Below are 15,899 nucleotides of genomic sequence, written 5' to 3' on the forward strand. Positions count from 1 at the left end.
GGGGCGGGCAGGCCGAGGACCTGAGTACCCACGGTGCGGCACGCGGACCGGGCGTTCGTGCGCCGTCGGGCAGGAGGGGCCCGAGCGCCGGTGGGCCTGTCGTCAGGTGTCCCGGCGTGTCCGCTGTAGGGCGGTCAGGCGGGAGACGTACAGGACTGTCGCCACGACGGTAGGGAACACGAGGAGGCGCAGGAGTAGCGCCGCCCATCCCGTCGTCCCCAAGTCGTACGTGTACCAGCTGTCGTAGCCGTCCTCGCCGTAGGACAGCCCGTTGTCGTGGCTGACGAAGTTGTCGGAGGAGGCCCACTCGAAGGCTGACCAGTACCAGAACAACGGCGATGTCAGTGCGGTGACCACCCAGAAGCCCCACCAGGTGTGGAGTCGGGCAGCCGGAGCCATGGTCCCGCCCAGGGAGGTTGGGCTGGAGGCGTGCCAGACGTCGTTGGCGATCTGCTTGGGCAGGAAGAGGTTGCCGATGGGGATGAGCCATGAAGTGACGGCCATCCGGGGCTCGTAGCGCAGCCGTCCAGGGGCGAATTCCTCAGCGTTTGCACGCATCCGGGCGCACCAGATCAGCCAGGCCACGGCAAGACTGATCCCGGTGCCGACCTGGGCATAGCCCCAGGGATAGGCCACTTCCTCGTCCACGCCCCAGCTGCTTGTGAAGGTGTCTCCGCCCAGCATGTTCAACTGCGTGATGGTGGCGCCCAGCGCCGCAAGCGCGTACAGAGCCAGAGTCACGTATACCCCGACGGTGGCCGCATGCGGACCGCTGCGTTCCTCAGCCAAGGTGCGTGGTGACGCTGTTGCCTCTGGCCGGGGACGAGGTGGTTGCTGCGGCTGGTCCGGGGCGGTGGCCCGGGCGGCGGGCCCGTGGCCGGGGGTCGTCAGAGTCTCGCCTTGCGGCGGCAGCGCCGGGGGCGGGATGGCCCCGGCGGCCGGCCCGGTGCGGGGATCTTCCTGTTCCAGCAGCTGGGCCGCGTCCTGCCCGAGCTGGGCCAGGACCGGGGCGGGCAGCCACGGACCGAGATGCCGGAACTGGGTCTCCTGGCGTTGCTGGAGCGTGGACAGCGGCGGCCGGGCTTGAGGATCCTTGACCAGACAGTCGTGGATCAGGGGGAGCAGCGGCTCCGGAACGCCGGTGAGGTCGGGTTCCTCGTGCACGACTCGGTACATGAGGGCGTGCGAGCGCCCTTCGGATGTCTCGAAGGGGAGACGTCCGCTGGCGGCGAAGGCGAGCACCGAGCCCAGGGAGAAGATGTCGCAGGCGGCAGTCAGACGTTCCCCGCGCACCTGCTCGGGCGCCATGAATCCGGGAGTGCCGACGATCACGTCGGTGGAGGTCAGTCCGCCGTGGGTCGGGCCGTCCAGGGCCCGGACGATCCCGAAGTCGATCACCTTCGGGCCATCGATGGTGATCATGATGTTGGAGGGCTTCAGGTCGCGGTGGACGAGACCGGCGGCGTGGATGTCGGCAAGCGCGTCACACAGACCAGAGGCCAGCCCGCGCACCGAACGTTCCGGCAGCGGCCCATGACGGGCGACCACCTCGGCGAGAGTGGGGCCGGGGACGTAGGCGGTGGCCACCCAGGGGCGTTCGGCATGCGGGTCCGCATCCAGGACTGCCGCAGTCCAGTCCCCGCCCACCCTCTGGGCGATGGAGACCTCCTCAGCGAACCGGAGGCGGAAGTCAGGTAACGCCGCCAGCTCGAGACGGATCGACTTGACTGCGACCATGCGCCCACGAGGGGACCGGGCCAGGTACACCACGCCCATCCCGCCCTCGCCGAGCCGACCGAGCAGCCGGTAGTCCGCCACGCACACCGGATCGTCCCCAGACAGGGCCCGCACAGGCACAGCCTCCTTCAGCACCACCTACCTACGGCACGCAAACAACTGGTCAGGCTAGAGGAGACGGCCCGCCGACGATGACGGTTTCACCGATGATGCTCCGTTCCGTACTCCAGAACGCAAAACCGTCATCCGCCATTGCCGTCCGTGAACTGTTGTCGAGTTATGAGAACGGCTCGCCGAGAAACGGCGTTGTCAGTGGGGGCTGCCAGGGTGTGCTTCATGGAGGAACTGGTGGAGCGTGTCGACTGTCAAGATCGTGTCCTGGGGGTGGTCACCCGTCGGCAGGCCACCCGGGAGGGCTGGCTGCATCGAATCGCCTCGACGGTGTGTCGTGATGAGCGTGGTCGGATCCTCGTCCATCGGCGGTCGGAGCAGCTGTCGCGCTTCCCCGGGTTCTATGAGGTCATGGTCGGTGGCGCCGTGGGTGTCGGTGAATCCTATGAACAGGCTGCCGGGCGGGAGTTGGCCGAAGAGTTGGGCATCCATGGCCAGCCGCGCTTGCTGTTCACGTTCATCAACCGCAGCGGCCTGAGCCCTCACTGGCTCGGCGTGCATGAAGCCGTGGTGCCGGACGCTGTGACCCGCGATCCCGATGAAGTCGCCTGGTATGGCTGGCTGACCGAGTCCGAGCTTCACTCGGCCCTGTTGGATTGGCCTTTCACTCCCGACAGCCACGAGGCCTTCAGTCGGTATCTCGCCCTCCGGACGTGGTGACCGAGCAGCAGGCCGACTGAAGAAGTGCCACGGATCCGAGACATCAGGCTGGCACGCACTCTGAGAACGGCCCAGAACCTGCTCGTCGGCCGCTGCGTCAGGACACGAGCAACCCCTACACCACACAGGAGGCCTCCCCAGCGGTACGCACGCGGCGCACCAGCCCCACCCGCACCACCGAGGGGCCGGGCTGGAGGCCGGCGGCTGCACCGATGTCACCGTCGTGACACCCAGGCCCGGACAGACCCCGGCGCCCGCTCCAACTTAGGCGCTGCTCCGGTTCGCGGTGAGGGCTGGCGTGGTCGTGCAGATCGGCGAGTGTAGCCGCGGGAGGGGGACATTTGGCATGGCGGATTCCCGACATTCGCCCCGTTGCTCCCGTGTCGGTCGCATCGCAGAATCAGATCGGAAGATCAACGGACGTGGTGGGCAAGGGGAATGGGGGGCGATGTCTGTGCGAAGGAGTACGCCGGAGTTGGTCGATGCCGGGACACCTGGTGAGGTACGCGGTGTGGTTCTGGTGCTGCCTGGGGGTTCGGTCCGGGGGCGGGGACGCTATCGGCGAGTGGCGGAGTGGGGACTGCGGCCGCTGGTGGGCCGGTTGGCGGCGATCGATGGCGCGCAGGGGGTGGCGGTTCGATCGCTGCGGTATCGAGTGCGGGGTTGGAACGGCGATGCCGCGGATGCCCTTGCGGACACACGGTGGGCGCTGGCGCGGATCAGGGAGCAGGTCGGCGAGGTGCCCGTGGTGCTGGTCGGCAACTCTATGGGAGGTCGCGCGGCCTTTCTGGCGGCAGGTGATCCGGCGGTCGCGGCCGTCGTGGGTGTGGCCCCGTGGCTGCCGGCGGGGGACCCGGTGCAACAGCTCGCCGGGCGGGAGGTGCTGATCGTGCACGGCGACCGGGACCGCAGTCAGGCCGGGGCGGCGTTGTCACTGGAGTATGCGACTCGGGCGCGAGCCGTGGTGCCAGGAGCAGCGCGGGTGGAGATTCCGGGGGCCGGGCATTTTCTGTTGAAGGGGGCGAAGGACTGCTTCGAGCTCTGTGCGGAGTTCGTGGTCCAGGTGCTGACGGGGGCCGGCTGTGGGGAGATGTTGGCGGGGGCTCGGGGTGGGGATCTGAGGACGGTGCTGCCGATTCCATATCCGGGGGCTCTCGGATCGGCGGTGGAGGGAAACGTTCACGGCTGATCCCGGACTGGTTCGGCGACGTGATCCAGTACCGGTCCCTGGGGCCCCTGGACGGAGGTCGAGGACGGCAACATCATCTCGGAGTGGTGGCGCAGGAAAGGCCGGCGTGATGCAGGGCGCCCCTTCGGCGTTGCCCACCAACCGGCGCCAGGCATGAGCCGTCCCAGGGGGCCGGTGCCGTTACGACGGTGCTCCGTGTCTGGTCAGCGTTGTTCGGGCGAGGTCGCGTAGCCAGGTGTGGGCCTGGTCTGTGTCGTAGCGCTGATGCCATGACAGGTATATGGGGGCTGGCGGCAGTTCGAGCGGGAGGGGGAGAGTGGTCAGGCCGAGGTCGGTGACCGCTGAGTGCGTGGTGGCTTCGGGGACGCAGATCAGGAGGTCGGAGCCGCGCACGAACTCCAGGGCGGCCGCTTCTGTGGGTGCGGCCGCCACCACGCGGCGGGTGAGGCCGAGTCGCGCGAGGGCGTCGTCGACGGCGTCACCGAGGTTTCCGCGGCGCGACACGCTGACATGCTCGGCAGCGGCGTACTGCTCCGCGGTGACCGCCTGGCCGCTGTCGAGCGGGTGCCCCTGTCTCATGACGATGACGAGGCGGGTCTCGCCCACGCTCTCGGCGCGGATGTCAGGCGCACTCGGCCGGGTGGCGTTCGCCTCCAGGTCCACCTCGCCGCGCCGTAGCTCGGGTGTGTCGACGCTCGCTTCCGCGAGGAAGCGCAGCCGCACGCCCGGCGCCTGCCCCCGCACGGCGGAGAGCAACGCGGGGCCGCACAGCGCGACCAGGGAGTCGTGCCAGCGGAGGGTGAAAGTGCGCTCCAGCGTGCCCAGATCGAGTTCACGGCTTGGCGCCAGTACCCCCTGAACCTGCTGCAGCAGCTCGTGCACCTGCTCGCGTACGGCCATCGCGTACGGCGTCGGGGTCATCGTCCGACCGGTGCGCACCAGGATCTGATCCCCTGTCGTGCGACGGATCCGCCCGAGGCTCCGGCTCATCGCGGGTGCGGTGACGTGCAGGCGGGCAGCCGCCCCCGCCACGCTTCCTTCCTCGAGCAGCGCGTCGAAGGCGGAGAGCAGATTCAAATCCAATTGCATGGGAGTAATCCTAGCCGTGCCTTACATGCATTTGAAGTTAATCAATGGCCTCTATACCTTCGAGAGCAGAGCGCGCGGGACGGAGCGAACACCTCGGACCGTCCGCCTCAACCCACCTTCTGCACAAGGGAGTTCAGTCATGTCCGCAACGCTTCAGACCGCCGGCGTCGCCGTCTCCGACGCCGACCTGCTCGACCAGACCGTGAGCGCCGTGCGCGAGGCCGGTTCGGCGCTCGTCGAGCGGTTCGGCGACGTGGTCGCCTACCGGACCCGGGAGGAGCTCATGAGCGCGCTTGCCGGCAACGACGACACGGCTCTCGACATCCTGCGCCCCGCCCTCACGCGTCTGCGCCCGGACGCCGGCTGGGTGGAGGACGAACTGGACGGCGGGGCGCTCCCGTCCGGCGAATGGTGGGTCGTGGACCCGGCCGAGGGCAACGTCAACCACCTGCACGCCCTGCCGGAGTGGGCCGTGACCGCCACCCTCGTACGGGAGAACCGGCCGGTGCTCACCGCGGTCCACGTCCCGCTGACCGGCGAGACCTACACCGCGCTCGCAGGCGGGGGCGCCCACCTCGACGGCCGACCGCTGCGCGTCTCCCCGACCACGGACCTCGGCCTCGGCCTCGTGGCCACCAGCCAGGCGCGGCCGGACGAGGACGAGAAGGTCGTACGTCGCGTCGGTTCCTCGATCACCGCGATGCTCTTCGACGCGCTCGTCGTCCGCACCGCCGTCCCCGCGACCCTGCATCTGCTGAACGTGGCCGCCGGCCGGATCGACGCCTTCTGGCAGTTCGCCGGTGCCCGCGCAGACCTGCTGCCCGGGGCGCTGCTCGTCACCGAGGCCGGCGGACGGATCTCCGACACCGAAGGCCGCCCCTGGACTCCGCAGAGCGACAGCTTCCTGGCCGCCACACCCGGCGTTCACGCCCAGGCCGTCAACACGCTCTCCCTCTGACCGCACGTCACCATCCGTACACACCAAAGGGACCTGATCGACATGACCACGATCGCCGTTCTCGGAAACGGCCGCGTCGGCGGCAACCTGGCCGCCGCCCTCACCCGGGCAGGACACGAGGTGACGGCGGTGGGCCGCACGCCGGGCGCCGCCGCGTCAGCGGCACGGACCGCCCGGATCGTCATCAACGCCACCCCGGGCGCCGGCTCGCTGGACCGGCTCGTCGCCCTGCGCGAGGAACTGCGCGGCAAGATCCTCATCGACGTCTCCAACGCCACCACCGACGGACCCGACGGCCTGCCCGGCGACCTGATCCACCCCGGATCCAGCCTGGCCGAGCAACTCCAGGAAGCGCTCCCCGACACACGCGTCGTCAAGACCCTCAACTCGATGCTCTTCCCGGTGATGACCGCCCCCGCCGCCCTGACGCAGGCACCCGACGCCTTCCTCTCCGGCGACGACCCGCAGGCCAAGCAGATCGTGCGTGAACTGCTCGTCGACCTGGGCTGGCACGCGGAGTGGATCACCGACCTCGGCGGGATCCGGACCGCCCGCGCCACCGAGGCCGCGATACTTTTCGTACCGCACGTGATCCGGTCGAGCGGATTCGCGCCGTTCGCGATCTCGATCGCCCGCTGACCTGCGCACGGGCAGTCAGAGAGGGTTGTGGCGTTCAACGTGGGCGACGTCGCCCTGTGCGCCGTGGTGGTGGCCAATGTGTTCGCGGGTGCCGATGCCCCGCAGGCCGGCGCGCTGGTAGTCGAGATCCGCATCTCACTGGGACAGGCGATCCCAGAACGAGCATTGGTGTGCGGAATACGCGTCGACAGGGTGGATCCCACCCGGTTCCGGAGCCAGTGACTGCACCGACGGCGCGTGAGATGACGAAGCGCGGAGGGCGGGCCAGAGCGGGGCATCCGTGGTGTTCGGATTTCCGGTGCGGGCGAAGTTCGTCCAGTAGCCGACCATCCGGTCCGACAGTGAGCGCTGGACTTCGTTCAGCGGTCGTTCGGTGGGGAACGAGGCGAACAGGAACGGCATCTCGAAGCCGTGTGCCGCGCCGTAGGGGAATTCCGGGTTCGCCGGCAGGCCGGCGAGGACGGGAGCGTGCGGATCGTTGAACTCGTAGCCGTAGAGGGAGAGGCCGGGGGCGTGCCCCGCGATGGCCCGGCCGGCGGCGAGCATGGTGCACGTGAAGGACCGATCGGTCAGCACCGCCGCCCAGGCCAGCGCGGGAGAGGGATGGTGTGCCGCCGGATACCGCGCCTCGACGGCCGGGGCCGCGGCCCCGAAGGCCTCCCTCAAGCGGGCTCGGTAGTCGTTCTTGGTGCGGATCGGGAACGCGGCGAGCGACGAGCCGACGAACATCCGCATCTCGTCGTGGTTGGTGCCCAGGATGACCGGCAGGCGGTGGAAGCGTCCCGACGCCAACGCCTGGGCAGGTGCCACGGGCAGCAGCTTGTTGCCGAAGGCGGGCCGGTTGAAGGACTGCATCAGCTGTGCGGTGTCGAGACGATCCGTGCTCAGCCCGCGCAGGCACGCCAGAACCTCGTCGCTGCCGCCCTCGGTACAGCCCAGTTGCCGGGCGGCTTCCGCACCGGCTGTCTGCACATCCGCCTGTGAGGCAAACGGCTCGTACGCCGGTGTTCCGGGGGCGAGTGCGCCGCGAGGGAAGGAGGTGAGGCAGGAACCGCTCTGGAGGACGGCCAGTTGGAAGAGTCCGGCGGCTGTCGGCGAGGTGAGGTGGGCACAGATGCTGAGGGCGCCGGCGGACTCACCGAACAGTGTGACGTTGCGCGGATCGCCCCCGAAACGTCCTGCGTTCGCCCGCACCCAGCGCAGGGCGGCCTGCTGGTCCGCCAGGCCGAACGGCGGGGCGGCGCCCAGCCGGGAGTGGCCGAAGTAGCCGAAGATCCCCAACCGGTAATTGACCGTGACGACGATGGCGTCACCCTGGGCCGCGAGACGTTCGGCGCTGTAGTCACTGCCGGAGCCGCCCAGGAACGCACCGCCGTGCATCCACACCATCACGGGCCGCTTCCTCGCAGCCTGCTCGGCCGCCGGCACTGTGACGTTGAGGTAGAGGCAGTCCTCCGAGCCGGTGACCCCGCTCGCACCCGGAGTCGGCATCTGCACGCACCGTTCAGCCGGCCTCGTCGCGTCCCGAACTCCCTGCCACGCAGGGGCAGGCACGGGGGCACGCCAGCGCAGCGGCCCGGTCGGCGGCGCGGCGTAGGGAACGCCGTCGAAGGTGATGTACGAGCCGTGGGACACACCCCGTACCAGGCCCTGCTCCGTCCGTACGACCGTACGGTCCTGTCTGTGAGCGTCAGGGGACCTGGGGCCTGCGCCGGTCGCGGGTACGGCGGTGGCCGACACCAGCGCCACCGCGCACACCAGCGGGAGGAGCGCCATGCGGAGTCCGGCTTTTCGGTCCGGACGCGGTGCTGACATGGCCGGGCGCATAAATACCACCGTTCTTGGTCGGGTTCGGAATGAGACGGGAAGCCACAGGACGCCGACGTGACACACGGCCGGCCCCACCGGTCCGGGCAGGACAAGACGGCACGAGACCTGAGTTGCGAGAACGGTGCGGACCGATGCGCCGACGATCAATACGCTAGAACCTCCCGCGCACTGGAGGTTCAAGGGGCTGTGACGCACGACACGTGGAGCATCGGTGAACTCGCGGCCGCAACGGGCCTCCCCGTCAAAACGCTCCGCTACTACTCCGACAGCGGTCTGCTGCCGGTGGCCGCTCGCAGCACCGGCGGCCATCGGCGCTACGGCCCCGAGGCGTGGGAGCGGATCGGGCTCATCAGACGCCTGCGGGCGTTGGACACCTCGATCGCGACGATCACCCAGGTGGTCACGGGGGAGTGCACACTCGGCGAACTGGTGGCAACCGAACTCGAAGCGGTGCAGGAGCGCCTGTCCGAACTGCGGTGGCGCGAGGCCACGCTCAAGGCACTGGACGACTGCCCTGGCGAGGAACGGCTCCGGCGCCTGAAGATACTCTCCCGCGTACAGCGGCTCCCGGAGGCGCATCGCACGCTCACGGATCACTGGTACCGCGAGCTGTCAGCGGCCATGCCGAAGCCTCGACTCGACATCATGGTCGCCATGCTGGCCCCCGCCCCACCGCAGGACCCTGTCCCCGCCTCCGCGCTGGCCTACGCCGAGCTGCACCTGCTCATTTCCACGCCCGGTTTCACTCGCTGGACCCAGGACCACGACGAAGAGATGAGGGACGGCCCGGCCTTCTACGCGGAGATCGACGAAGCCGCCGCGCTGACGGCCGCCGCTCTGGCCCAGGGCCTGCCGCCAGGTGCCGGCGACGCGGTGGACGCATTCGTGTCCGCCCACGCACGAGCCCGACGGGAGTCGGACACCCCCGCCTTCCGCGAACACCTCCACGGACTGGTGTCACGGTCATCCGGCTTCGACCCCCGACTGGAGCGGTACTGGGCTCTGGTCGGCACCGTCACGTGCGGGCGCGTCCTGAACATGACCGTGGCGCATCGATGGCTCACCGACGGCCTGTCCATGTCGATCGCCGCGACTCCGTACACGGCGACCGCGACGACCTCCCGGGGCCGCGGCACTCCTTGAGAGCGGGGCTGCGCCATGGCGACGGCTCCGCAAGTCGGCCAAGCTGTGTGCCGACGGAAGTTGTTGCTGAAAGCCGCGAGTCACCTCGTCGTCCACCACGCCGTCAGGGCAGAGCCGGCGCCCGTCGCCAGGAGCGTGACGAGGCGGACGGGCACGCGCTGCCACGTCATCCGGAAGCCTCCGATGCGAACGTCGACGGCGGGTCCGCGCTTCTGACTCGTCATGGCTCCTCCTCCAAGTCCCGTGTTGTGTCGCTCGGTTGGGCGCCACTGACTCCACCGTGCCCAAGCGCCCAGGTGAGAGTGCACCAGGGGTCGCCCATTGGGCCCTATGGCGGCACTCGGTGCCGCGGAGACATTCACCTTGCACCCTTTGTCTGACCCTGCACAGGGGCGAGTGACCTTTGCGACCAGTTTGATCGATCATCGGCAGGGTGCAGGTGGGGTCTACGGGTGCGCCGTCAGTAACCGGCGCAGGCGGAGGTCCGACCGGACGTCGCCGGGGGGCTGCTGGTCGGCGGTGCGCCGTGCCCGACCATCGCCTACTCGTCCGGTCGACGTGTCGACGTGTCGACGTGTCGGCGCGTCAGCGTGACGACGAGCAGGCTCGCATCCGTCACCCATCGGGCCGAGCTCGGCGCAAGGTGGGGCAGCACCCGGTCATGCTCCGGCTCGCCGGGCCTGCCGATGAAGAAGCCCCACGGCTGGGACCTGCTGACGGTGCCCACCGCGCGGCTTCCAGCAGCAGTCCGAGGGCTCCCTGGCATCTCCTCCCTCCGCCCCCGCTCGCCATGCTTCGGGGGCATCAATGCTTTCGGGAAGAGCGGGGCCCCTTCCGCGTGTCACATATGGACGTGTCGTTCATTTAAGGACTATATGGACGCACCGTTCATTTGAAGCGTGGTAGGAAATCACTCCATGAACGGCCCCCTGGCTCCTCGTGCCGCCCTTGTCGCCGACGGCTCGGGCGGTATCGGACGCCTCGTGGCCGAGCGGCTCGCGCAGGACGGCCTCGCTGTCGCCGTGCACTACGCGGGCAGCCGCACCGATGTATCACCACCGTCGCGCGGTGACCGGTCAGCCGCCAGCCGGCAGCGTGATCGGGCTCAGCGGAGTCTGGTCGGAGCGGTTTCCTCCTGCCTAGGGTGAGGGGATGACGCGATTCGACGGCAGCGGGGTCTTGATCACGGGCGCAGGCCAGGGCATCGGAGAGGCGACCGCGCGGCGCTTCGCGGCGGAGGGCGCGAATGTGCTTGTCACGGACCGCGACCTGCCCCGAGCCGAACGCGTGGCCGCCTCGATCCGCACCAGTGGCGGCGCGGCGGAACCGTACGCCTGCGACGTCTCCGACCGCACAGCGGTAGACGCGGCTGTCGCGCATGCCGTGAGCTCCTTCGGCGGCATCGACGTCCTGGTCAACAACGCCTACGCGTGCCACCCAGGTCCCGTCCGTTTCGAGGACCACGAAGACGACCCTTGGTACGAGGACCACGAGATCACCCTGCACGGTGCTTTCCGCTGCACGCGCGCGGCACTGCCGCACCTGGTGGCGGCCGGCGGTCGAGGGGCCGTCGTCAACATCGGCTCGGTCAACGCCGAACGCCACTTCGGTGGCAGCCACGCCTACAGCGCCGCCAAAGCCGGACTCGCCTCGTTCACCCGCACTCTCGCCGTGGAATGCGCCCCGCGCGGCGTCCGTGTCAACCTCGTCGAACCCGGCACCGTCCGCACCAGCGTCTGGGACGACCGCCGCGGGACCCTGGAACGAGCCGCCGCTCAGTATCCGTTGGGACGGGTCGGCGAACCCGACGACGTCGCGGCCGCCGTCATCTTTCTCGCCTCCACTGACGCGGCCTGGATCACGGGGGTGACCTTGCCGGTCGACGGGGGCCTGCTCGTGAGCAATCTGGGGCTGAACCAGGCGATGTCGCAAGAGTGATCGAGGGTGCCGAGCCCTGTGCGCGCCACGCCCAGGCGGGCCGCCGCCATGTGGATCGGCAAGCCGGGCTCGGGCGGGGCGCATTGCTCAACACCCTTCGATTTGCGTGGTGCTCATGCGGAAGGTGGGCTTACGAGCCGTATCCGCTGGATCATGCGGCTCGCCCCCGTCGGCGCGTTCGGCTCGACGGCCTTCACCATCGGCAACTACGGCCTGGGCACCCTGCGCCACCTGGCCCTGCTGGTCGGCTCGTTCTGGCTGACCGCCCTCTTCTTCGTCCTGGTCGTCCTCGGGTCGGTGATGCGGCTGAACGGACTGCGGCTGCTGCCGTTCCTTCGCTACATCAAGGAAGAGCTTCTGATCGTTCTGGGCACCTCCTCCACCGAGCCGGTCCTGCCGCGCATGATGGCCAAGCTCCAGCACGTGGGCGCTTCGAAGCCGGTCGTCGGCATCACGCTGCCCGCCGGGTACTCCTTCAACCTCGACGGCACCGCCATCTACCTGACCATGGGCTCGGTCTTCCTCGCCCAGGCTCTCGGCATCGACCTCAGCCTCACCCAGCAGCTGACCATGCTCGCCGTCATGCTGCTCACCTCCAAGGGCGCCGCAGGTGTCACCGGTTCCGGCTTCATCGCCCTGGCCGCCACCCTCAGCGCCGTCCCGCACGTCCCCGTCGCCGCCCTCGCGCTGATCTTCGGCGTCGACCGGTTCATGTCCGAAGCCCGCGCCCTGGCCAGCCTGGTCGGCAACGGCGTCGCCACCCTGGCCGTCGCCCGCTGGGAGAACGAACTCGACGAGGACCGCGCCAAGGCCGTCCTGCGCGGAGACATCCCGTACGCCACTGCCCCTGTTCCTGCTGCGCCGCCGGCCGAGCCCGGGCTGAAGGAGACACCTGTCCCGACCCGCGATCCCGTTCCCGCCGCGAGCTGACGCCGCCGGGGGAGGGCCGGCCCGGAGCATCAGCTCCGGGCCGGCCCGCTGTGGCACCACGACCGATTCGACACCGCTCCGCACCCCGCTCAGCGGGATGGGTGTCCTCAGGCGTGCACCAGGCGGAGGTCCACCGCGTCGGCCATCGCGCGCCGTGCATGGTGATGTCGAGTCGGCCGCCTTCCTGGACGTTCAGCTCGTGCACCGTGCTTCGGAACCCGGCCGGTCCCCACCACTGTGCGACCCGGCGGATCGCCGAAGGGATCGGCAGAGTGCCGGACTGAACGATGTCCAGGTCTGCCATCCGTCGCACGCAGGCAACGGGAGAGACCGAACGCGCCCCGAGCGATCCCAGGAACAGGGCGATGCCGGCGGGGCGGCGTCGGCGCGCATCGTCGTGCGCCGCCTCATCGCGTACGCCCCACGGCAAGTGCCATGATCCATCGCCAGTTCAGCGGCGAACCGGGAGCCGTGGCGCCGGGCCTGGTGCGAGGGACCAGGACACGCAGGGCGCGGCGGCGTACGGTACAGACGACCGGGGTGGCCAAGGTCAGCGCCTCACCGTCCACCGCGACGGGAATCGTGTCGCCGGATGCCGCCACCTCCACCCTGCGTACCGTCGCGAAGTCCATGCCCTGAGCGCGTTCGCCCCGAAGAGCGAGGTCGGCGGCCTGTGCCGCGCCCTCCACACACAGGGCGATCACCCCGAGTTTGCCGCGGTCCAGGCGCGGCCTCAGTCCCGTAGCCAGTGGATCAGGCGTGGCGTAGGGGTTGTTGGTGACAAGGATGGCCTGCTTCCCGGTGAACTGCTTCTCTCCAGCGGTTGCGTCGAGGCGCCTGCCGTCTGTCCCGAGCAGATCAGGCAGCAGGGCCAAGGCGGTCCCCGCCTTGGCGTCGCGGTACTCGGGCCGCTGCACGATGTCCGCGTACGCTCCCAAGGAGACGGTGTTGACAAAAGGCCGCCCGTTCACCATGCCCAGGTCGATGCGGAGTTCCTCGCCGTCGGTCAAGGCGTCGAGGCAGCGCGTCGGATCGGCTCGGTCCAGGCCCAAATCCATGGCGAAATGGTTGCGAGTGCCCGCAGAGATCACCAAGAGCGGCACCCCATGCTCAGCGGCGACCCCTGCGACCAGGGCCTGGGTACCGTCACCGCCTGCTACCCCGAGCAGGTCGGCACCGTTCGCGACCGCCTCGCGTGCCAGCGCCTCCACATCGCTCACGCCCCCCTTTGTGTCGAGCAAGTGCACCTGTGCGCCCAGCCGTTCAGCCCGCTCCACGAGACCGAAGCGGCCGACCTTCCCACCGCCGGACTTCGGATTCATGATCAGGAAGGGCTGCCTCGGCGTCACCCCGCGCGTGCCACGCATCACGTACGGCTTACCGTGCACGCGCATCGCGGTCCGGCCGCAGACCAGGGCCACGCCGTACAGCACCAGGGCGAGAAGCGCCCAGACCCAGACACCCTGCCAGATGTAGTCGACGAGCACCGCGACCGGCGCACCGGCCGCGATCAGCGCGCCCAGCAGGCGACGCGGTCCGCGGAGGGCAAGCAGCCACCACAGGCCCACGGCGGACAGGGCAAGACCAGCGATGCCGACGACGAAGGCAAGCGGCCCGATCTCGGCAAACGCGAGGCACAACACCGCGACCACGGACGCGAGCGCCAGCAGCGCGGACCAAGCCCAGAGCCGTGCCACTCCACCCGAGGATCGGCGATCAGTCACCCGTTCCACCTCCGGGGCCCATGCTCTCGCACTCGACCCGGCCTGGCATCCGGCCACCTGGGAGGCGGCTGGTCCGGTCCATGCTTCGCCGGGGCGGCGCGCTCCGTCAGTCATACCGCGCCGAGCGAAGGGGCCAGGTTGCGGAAGCGGCACTTCGCACGCTGTCCTGGATGCGCTTGCCGATGTCTGGCTCGATGTTCGTCCAGTAGGTGAAGGTGCGTTCCAGGACCGGTTCGGTGACGCCGTCGAGGAGGTGGCCGGTCATGTGGCCGACCAGACGGTCCCGGGCGGCGTCGTCCATGACGTCGCGCACGAGGGTGCCGGGCCGGCCCCAGTCGTCGTCCTCCGCGTGCGTGACGTAGGCGGCGGGCGTGATGTCTCCGTCCGTGTACCAGCTCGGCGGGTTGCCGTAGCGCTCGGTGTCGGTGGTCGGGCCGCCCTTGGAGTTCGATGCGTAGACCGGATCGCTGGTCCTGCGGAACGCCATCGCGCCGTCCTTGGAGTACGTGTGGACCGGCGCGACCGGTGCGACCGGTGCGTTGACGGGCCGTTGCTGGTAGTTGGCGCCGATGCGGTGCCTGCGTGCGTCCGCGTAGGAGAAGAGGCGGGCGAGCAGCATCCGGTCGGGGCTCGGGCCGATGCCGGGGACGAGGTTGGTGGGCTGGAAAGCGGCCTGTTCGATCTCGGCGTGGTTGTCGGTGGGGTTGCGGTCCAGGGTCATCCGGCCGACCGGGATGAGCGGGTAGTCGCTGTGAGGCCAGACCTTGGTGAGGTCGAACGGATTGAACCGGTAGCCGGAGACGTCCTCGTACGGCATGACCTGCACATGCAGGGTTCAGGAGGGGAAGTCGCCGTCCTGGATGTGTTCAAACAGGTCACCCGTGTGGTCATCGGTGTCGACGACGGCCATCTGGTCGCCTTCTGCGTGAGGAACTCGACACCCTGGTTCGGGCGCGGTCTCGCTCATGGCCGAGTCCTTCGCGACGGCGCGTTGCGCGTGTGACCGACGGCAGGAGTATGAGCAGGCCACGCCACGAGCAGCAGGGGCTGTGGGCTCCTCGCATGTCGAAGCGTCGCTACGACCGACAGCGACCCACGTGCGAACGGTCGCGCACCCGCGCTGACCGCGTCCACGCGGGCTGGGGGAGCGATTCGACCTGGGTTCGGCCGCTTAGGTCACCGGACGCCTTCTCACGTGAACGGGAGGTGAACGCTTCAAGCGCTCACGGAAGGAGGAAACTCCGGCCAGGCCGCAGAGCGTGCCCTGGTGAGGGTGATGCTCATGCCGGCCGAGGCATGGGGCGGACAGCTCGGGGACGGGGAGGTGTCGCGGGGGCGACGCACAGGCCCGATGGCCGTACCTGTGACCACCGCTGCGGCGCTGTACGGCTGGGCGGCCTGGTCCTTCGCGAGTTCGTCGGTGCTGCCCGGAGCGGTCGCGGTGGGTGGCGGGACGGTGCTGCGGGCCGGCGCCCTGTTGCTCCATCTCCGGATCGTCCCCGGCGCCTCGGGGTGTTTCGGCGCACTGGCGCTCGCCGCCGCGTTGCTGCTGTGTGTGGCTACCGCGGATCAAGCGGCCGGCCGGGACACGACCGTCACCTGCGTGATCCGCAAGGTCGACGACGAGTACCGAGAGCCGTCCGGCGACGGTGCCGTGGGGGTCTCTGGTGAGGGGCGACACGTCAGGCGGAAAGGCAGTCGCTGCTCTCGGAGTTCAACCGGCTCGGTTCGCCCCGCATCACCTCGGTCACGGAGGAGGCCTCCGGCGAGTGGGTGTACTGCTCCGGTCAAGGTCCAAGGCCAGTAGGTTCGTGTGGTCGCGCCCTGCGCCCGGCCCACGCCGTCGCAGGCACCAGAAAGAGCAGGGCGAGTACGGCGAACTGCCAGGGGG

At 69.5% G+C, this 15,899-nt stretch carries 11 protein-coding genes and 3 pseudogenes; 7 read left to right on the top strand and 7 right to left on the bottom strand.

Features of this window, described 5'->3' with window-relative positions:
* Window positions 1–102 precede the first annotated feature (102 nt).
* Window positions 103–1,875 carry a protein kinase domain-containing protein gene (locus ACZ4E1_RS06600; protein ID WP_467536457.1) on the bottom strand — a complete coding sequence of 591 codons (1,773 nt, stop codon included), beginning with the start codon at window positions 1,873–1,875 and terminating at the stop codon, window positions 103–105.
* A gap of 198 nt (window positions 1,876–2,073) precedes the next feature.
* On the opposite strand from ACZ4E1_RS06600, the gene ACZ4E1_RS06605 reads away from it, so the two are divergent.
* Together ACZ4E1_RS06605 and ACZ4E1_RS06610 are read left to right on the top strand one after the other, a co-directional pair.
* Window positions 2,074–2,568 (top strand): NUDIX domain-containing protein, encoded by a 495-nt coding sequence (locus ACZ4E1_RS06605; RefSeq protein WP_467536458.1) that lies wholly within the window; start codon window positions 2,074–2,076, stop codon window positions 2,566–2,568.
* A gap of 565 nt (window positions 2,569–3,133) precedes the next feature.
* Window positions 3,134–3,757, top strand: coding sequence for an alpha/beta hydrolase (locus ACZ4E1_RS06610; protein WP_467536460.1), 624 nt, complete (start codon window positions 3,134–3,136; stop codon window positions 3,755–3,757).
* Window positions 3,758–3,937: 180 nt separating this feature from the next.
* Here ACZ4E1_RS06610 and ACZ4E1_RS06615 read toward each other — a convergent pair whose 3' ends face one another.
* A complete protein-coding gene (locus ACZ4E1_RS06615; RefSeq protein WP_467536462.1) occupies window positions 3,938–4,846 on the bottom strand; it encodes a LysR family transcriptional regulator in 909 nt (302 codons plus the stop codon).
* Window positions 4,847–4,985: 139 nt separating this feature from the next.
* Here ACZ4E1_RS06615 and ACZ4E1_RS06620 point away from each other — a divergent pair, with 139 nt between their 5' ends.
* Together ACZ4E1_RS06620 and ACZ4E1_RS06625 are read left to right on the top strand one after the other, a co-directional pair.
* The gene (locus tag ACZ4E1_RS06620) at window positions 4,986–5,804 is read left to right on the top strand and encodes an inositol monophosphatase family protein (protein WP_467536464.1); all 819 of its coding nucleotides are present in this window, start codon (window positions 4,986–4,988) and stop codon (window positions 5,802–5,804) included.
* A gap of 42 nt (window positions 5,805–5,846) precedes the next feature.
* Complete coding sequence (locus tag ACZ4E1_RS06625) at window positions 5,847–6,443, top strand: NADPH-dependent F420 reductase (protein WP_467536466.1); 597 nt, start codon at window positions 5,847–5,849, stop codon at window positions 6,441–6,443.
* A gap of 135 nt (window positions 6,444–6,578) precedes the next feature.
* On the opposite strand, the gene ACZ4E1_RS06630 is transcribed toward ACZ4E1_RS06625, so the two are convergent.
* On the bottom strand, window positions 6,579–8,258 hold the full coding sequence (locus ACZ4E1_RS06630; RefSeq protein ID WP_467536668.1) for a carboxylesterase/lipase family protein: 1,680 nt from the start codon (window positions 8,256–8,258) through the stop codon (window positions 6,579–6,581).
* A gap of 201 nt (window positions 8,259–8,459) precedes the next feature.
* Here ACZ4E1_RS06630 and ACZ4E1_RS06635 point away from each other — a divergent pair, with 201 nt between their 5' ends.
* Complete coding sequence (locus tag ACZ4E1_RS06635) at window positions 8,460–9,416, top strand: MerR family transcriptional regulator (protein ID WP_467536468.1); 957 nt, start codon at window positions 8,460–8,462, stop codon at window positions 9,414–9,416.
* An 80-nt stretch (window positions 9,417–9,496) separates the two neighbouring features.
* Here ACZ4E1_RS06635 and ACZ4E1_RS06640 read toward each other — a convergent pair whose 3' ends face one another.
* Both ACZ4E1_RS06640 and ACZ4E1_RS06645 read right to left on the bottom strand, forming a co-directional pair.
* Window positions 9,497–9,640: a hypothetical protein gene (locus ACZ4E1_RS06640; RefSeq protein WP_467536469.1), complete on the bottom strand. Its 144-nt coding sequence runs from the start codon at window positions 9,638–9,640 to the stop codon at window positions 9,497–9,499.
* Window positions 9,641–9,984: 344 nt separating this feature from the next.
* Window positions 9,985–10,208: pseudogene (locus ACZ4E1_RS06645) on the bottom strand (hypothetical protein); the annotation flags it as partial.
* 360 nt (window positions 10,209–10,568) lie between these two features.
* On the opposite strand from ACZ4E1_RS06645, the gene ACZ4E1_RS06650 reads away from it, so the two are divergent.
* The gene (locus ACZ4E1_RS06650; protein ID WP_467536471.1) at window positions 10,569–11,354 is read left to right on the top strand and encodes an SDR family NAD(P)-dependent oxidoreductase; all 786 of its coding nucleotides are present in this window, start codon (window positions 10,569–10,571) and stop codon (window positions 11,352–11,354) included.
* Window positions 11,355–11,483: 129 nt separating this feature from the next.
* A pseudogene (locus ACZ4E1_RS06655) lies at window positions 11,484–12,284 on the top strand (cation:dicarboxylate symporter family transporter); the annotation flags it as partial.
* A 407-nt stretch (window positions 12,285–12,691) separates the two neighbouring features.
* On the opposite strand, the gene ACZ4E1_RS06660 reads toward ACZ4E1_RS06655, so the two are convergent.
* Both ACZ4E1_RS06660 and ACZ4E1_RS06665 read right to left on the bottom strand, forming a co-directional pair.
* Complete coding sequence (locus ACZ4E1_RS06660; protein ID WP_467536474.1) at window positions 12,692–13,981, bottom strand: diacylglycerol/lipid kinase family protein; 1,290 nt, start codon at window positions 13,979–13,981, stop codon at window positions 12,692–12,694.
* Window positions 13,982–14,114: 133 nt separating this feature from the next.
* Window positions 14,115–14,930: pseudogene (locus ACZ4E1_RS06665) on the bottom strand (catalase); the annotation flags it as partial.
* Window positions 14,931–15,899 lie beyond the last annotated feature (969 nt).

It is taken from the genome of Streptomyces sp. NPDC025806, from assembly GCF_055558275.1.

Bases quoted from the DNA above. Each gene is read 5' to 3' on its own strand.
- ACZ4E1_RS06605 (WP_467536458.1), top strand. From the start codon at position 2,074: ATGGAGGAACTGGTGGAGCGTGTCGACTGTCAAGATCGTGTCCTGGGG.
- ACZ4E1_RS06615 (WP_467536462.1), bottom strand. From the start codon at position 4,846: ATGCAATTGGATTTGAATCTGCTCTCCGCCTTCGACGCGCTGCTCGAG.
- ACZ4E1_RS06620 (WP_467536464.1), top strand. From the start codon at position 4,986: ATGTCCGCAACGCTTCAGACCGCCGGCGTCGCCGTCTCCGACGCCGAC.
- ACZ4E1_RS06625 (WP_467536466.1), top strand. From the start codon at position 5,847: ATGACCACGATCGCCGTTCTCGGAAACGGCCGCGTCGGCGGCAACCTG.
- ACZ4E1_RS06630 (WP_467536668.1), bottom strand. From the start codon at position 8,258: ATGTCAGCACCGCGTCCGGACCGAAAAGCCGGACTCCGCATGGCGCTC.
- ACZ4E1_RS06640 (WP_467536469.1), bottom strand. From the start codon at position 9,640: ATGACGAGTCAGAAGCGCGGACCCGCCGTCGACGTTCGCATCGGAGGC.
- ACZ4E1_RS06650 (WP_467536471.1), top strand. From the start codon at position 10,569: ATGACGCGATTCGACGGCAGCGGGGTCTTGATCACGGGCGCAGGCCAG.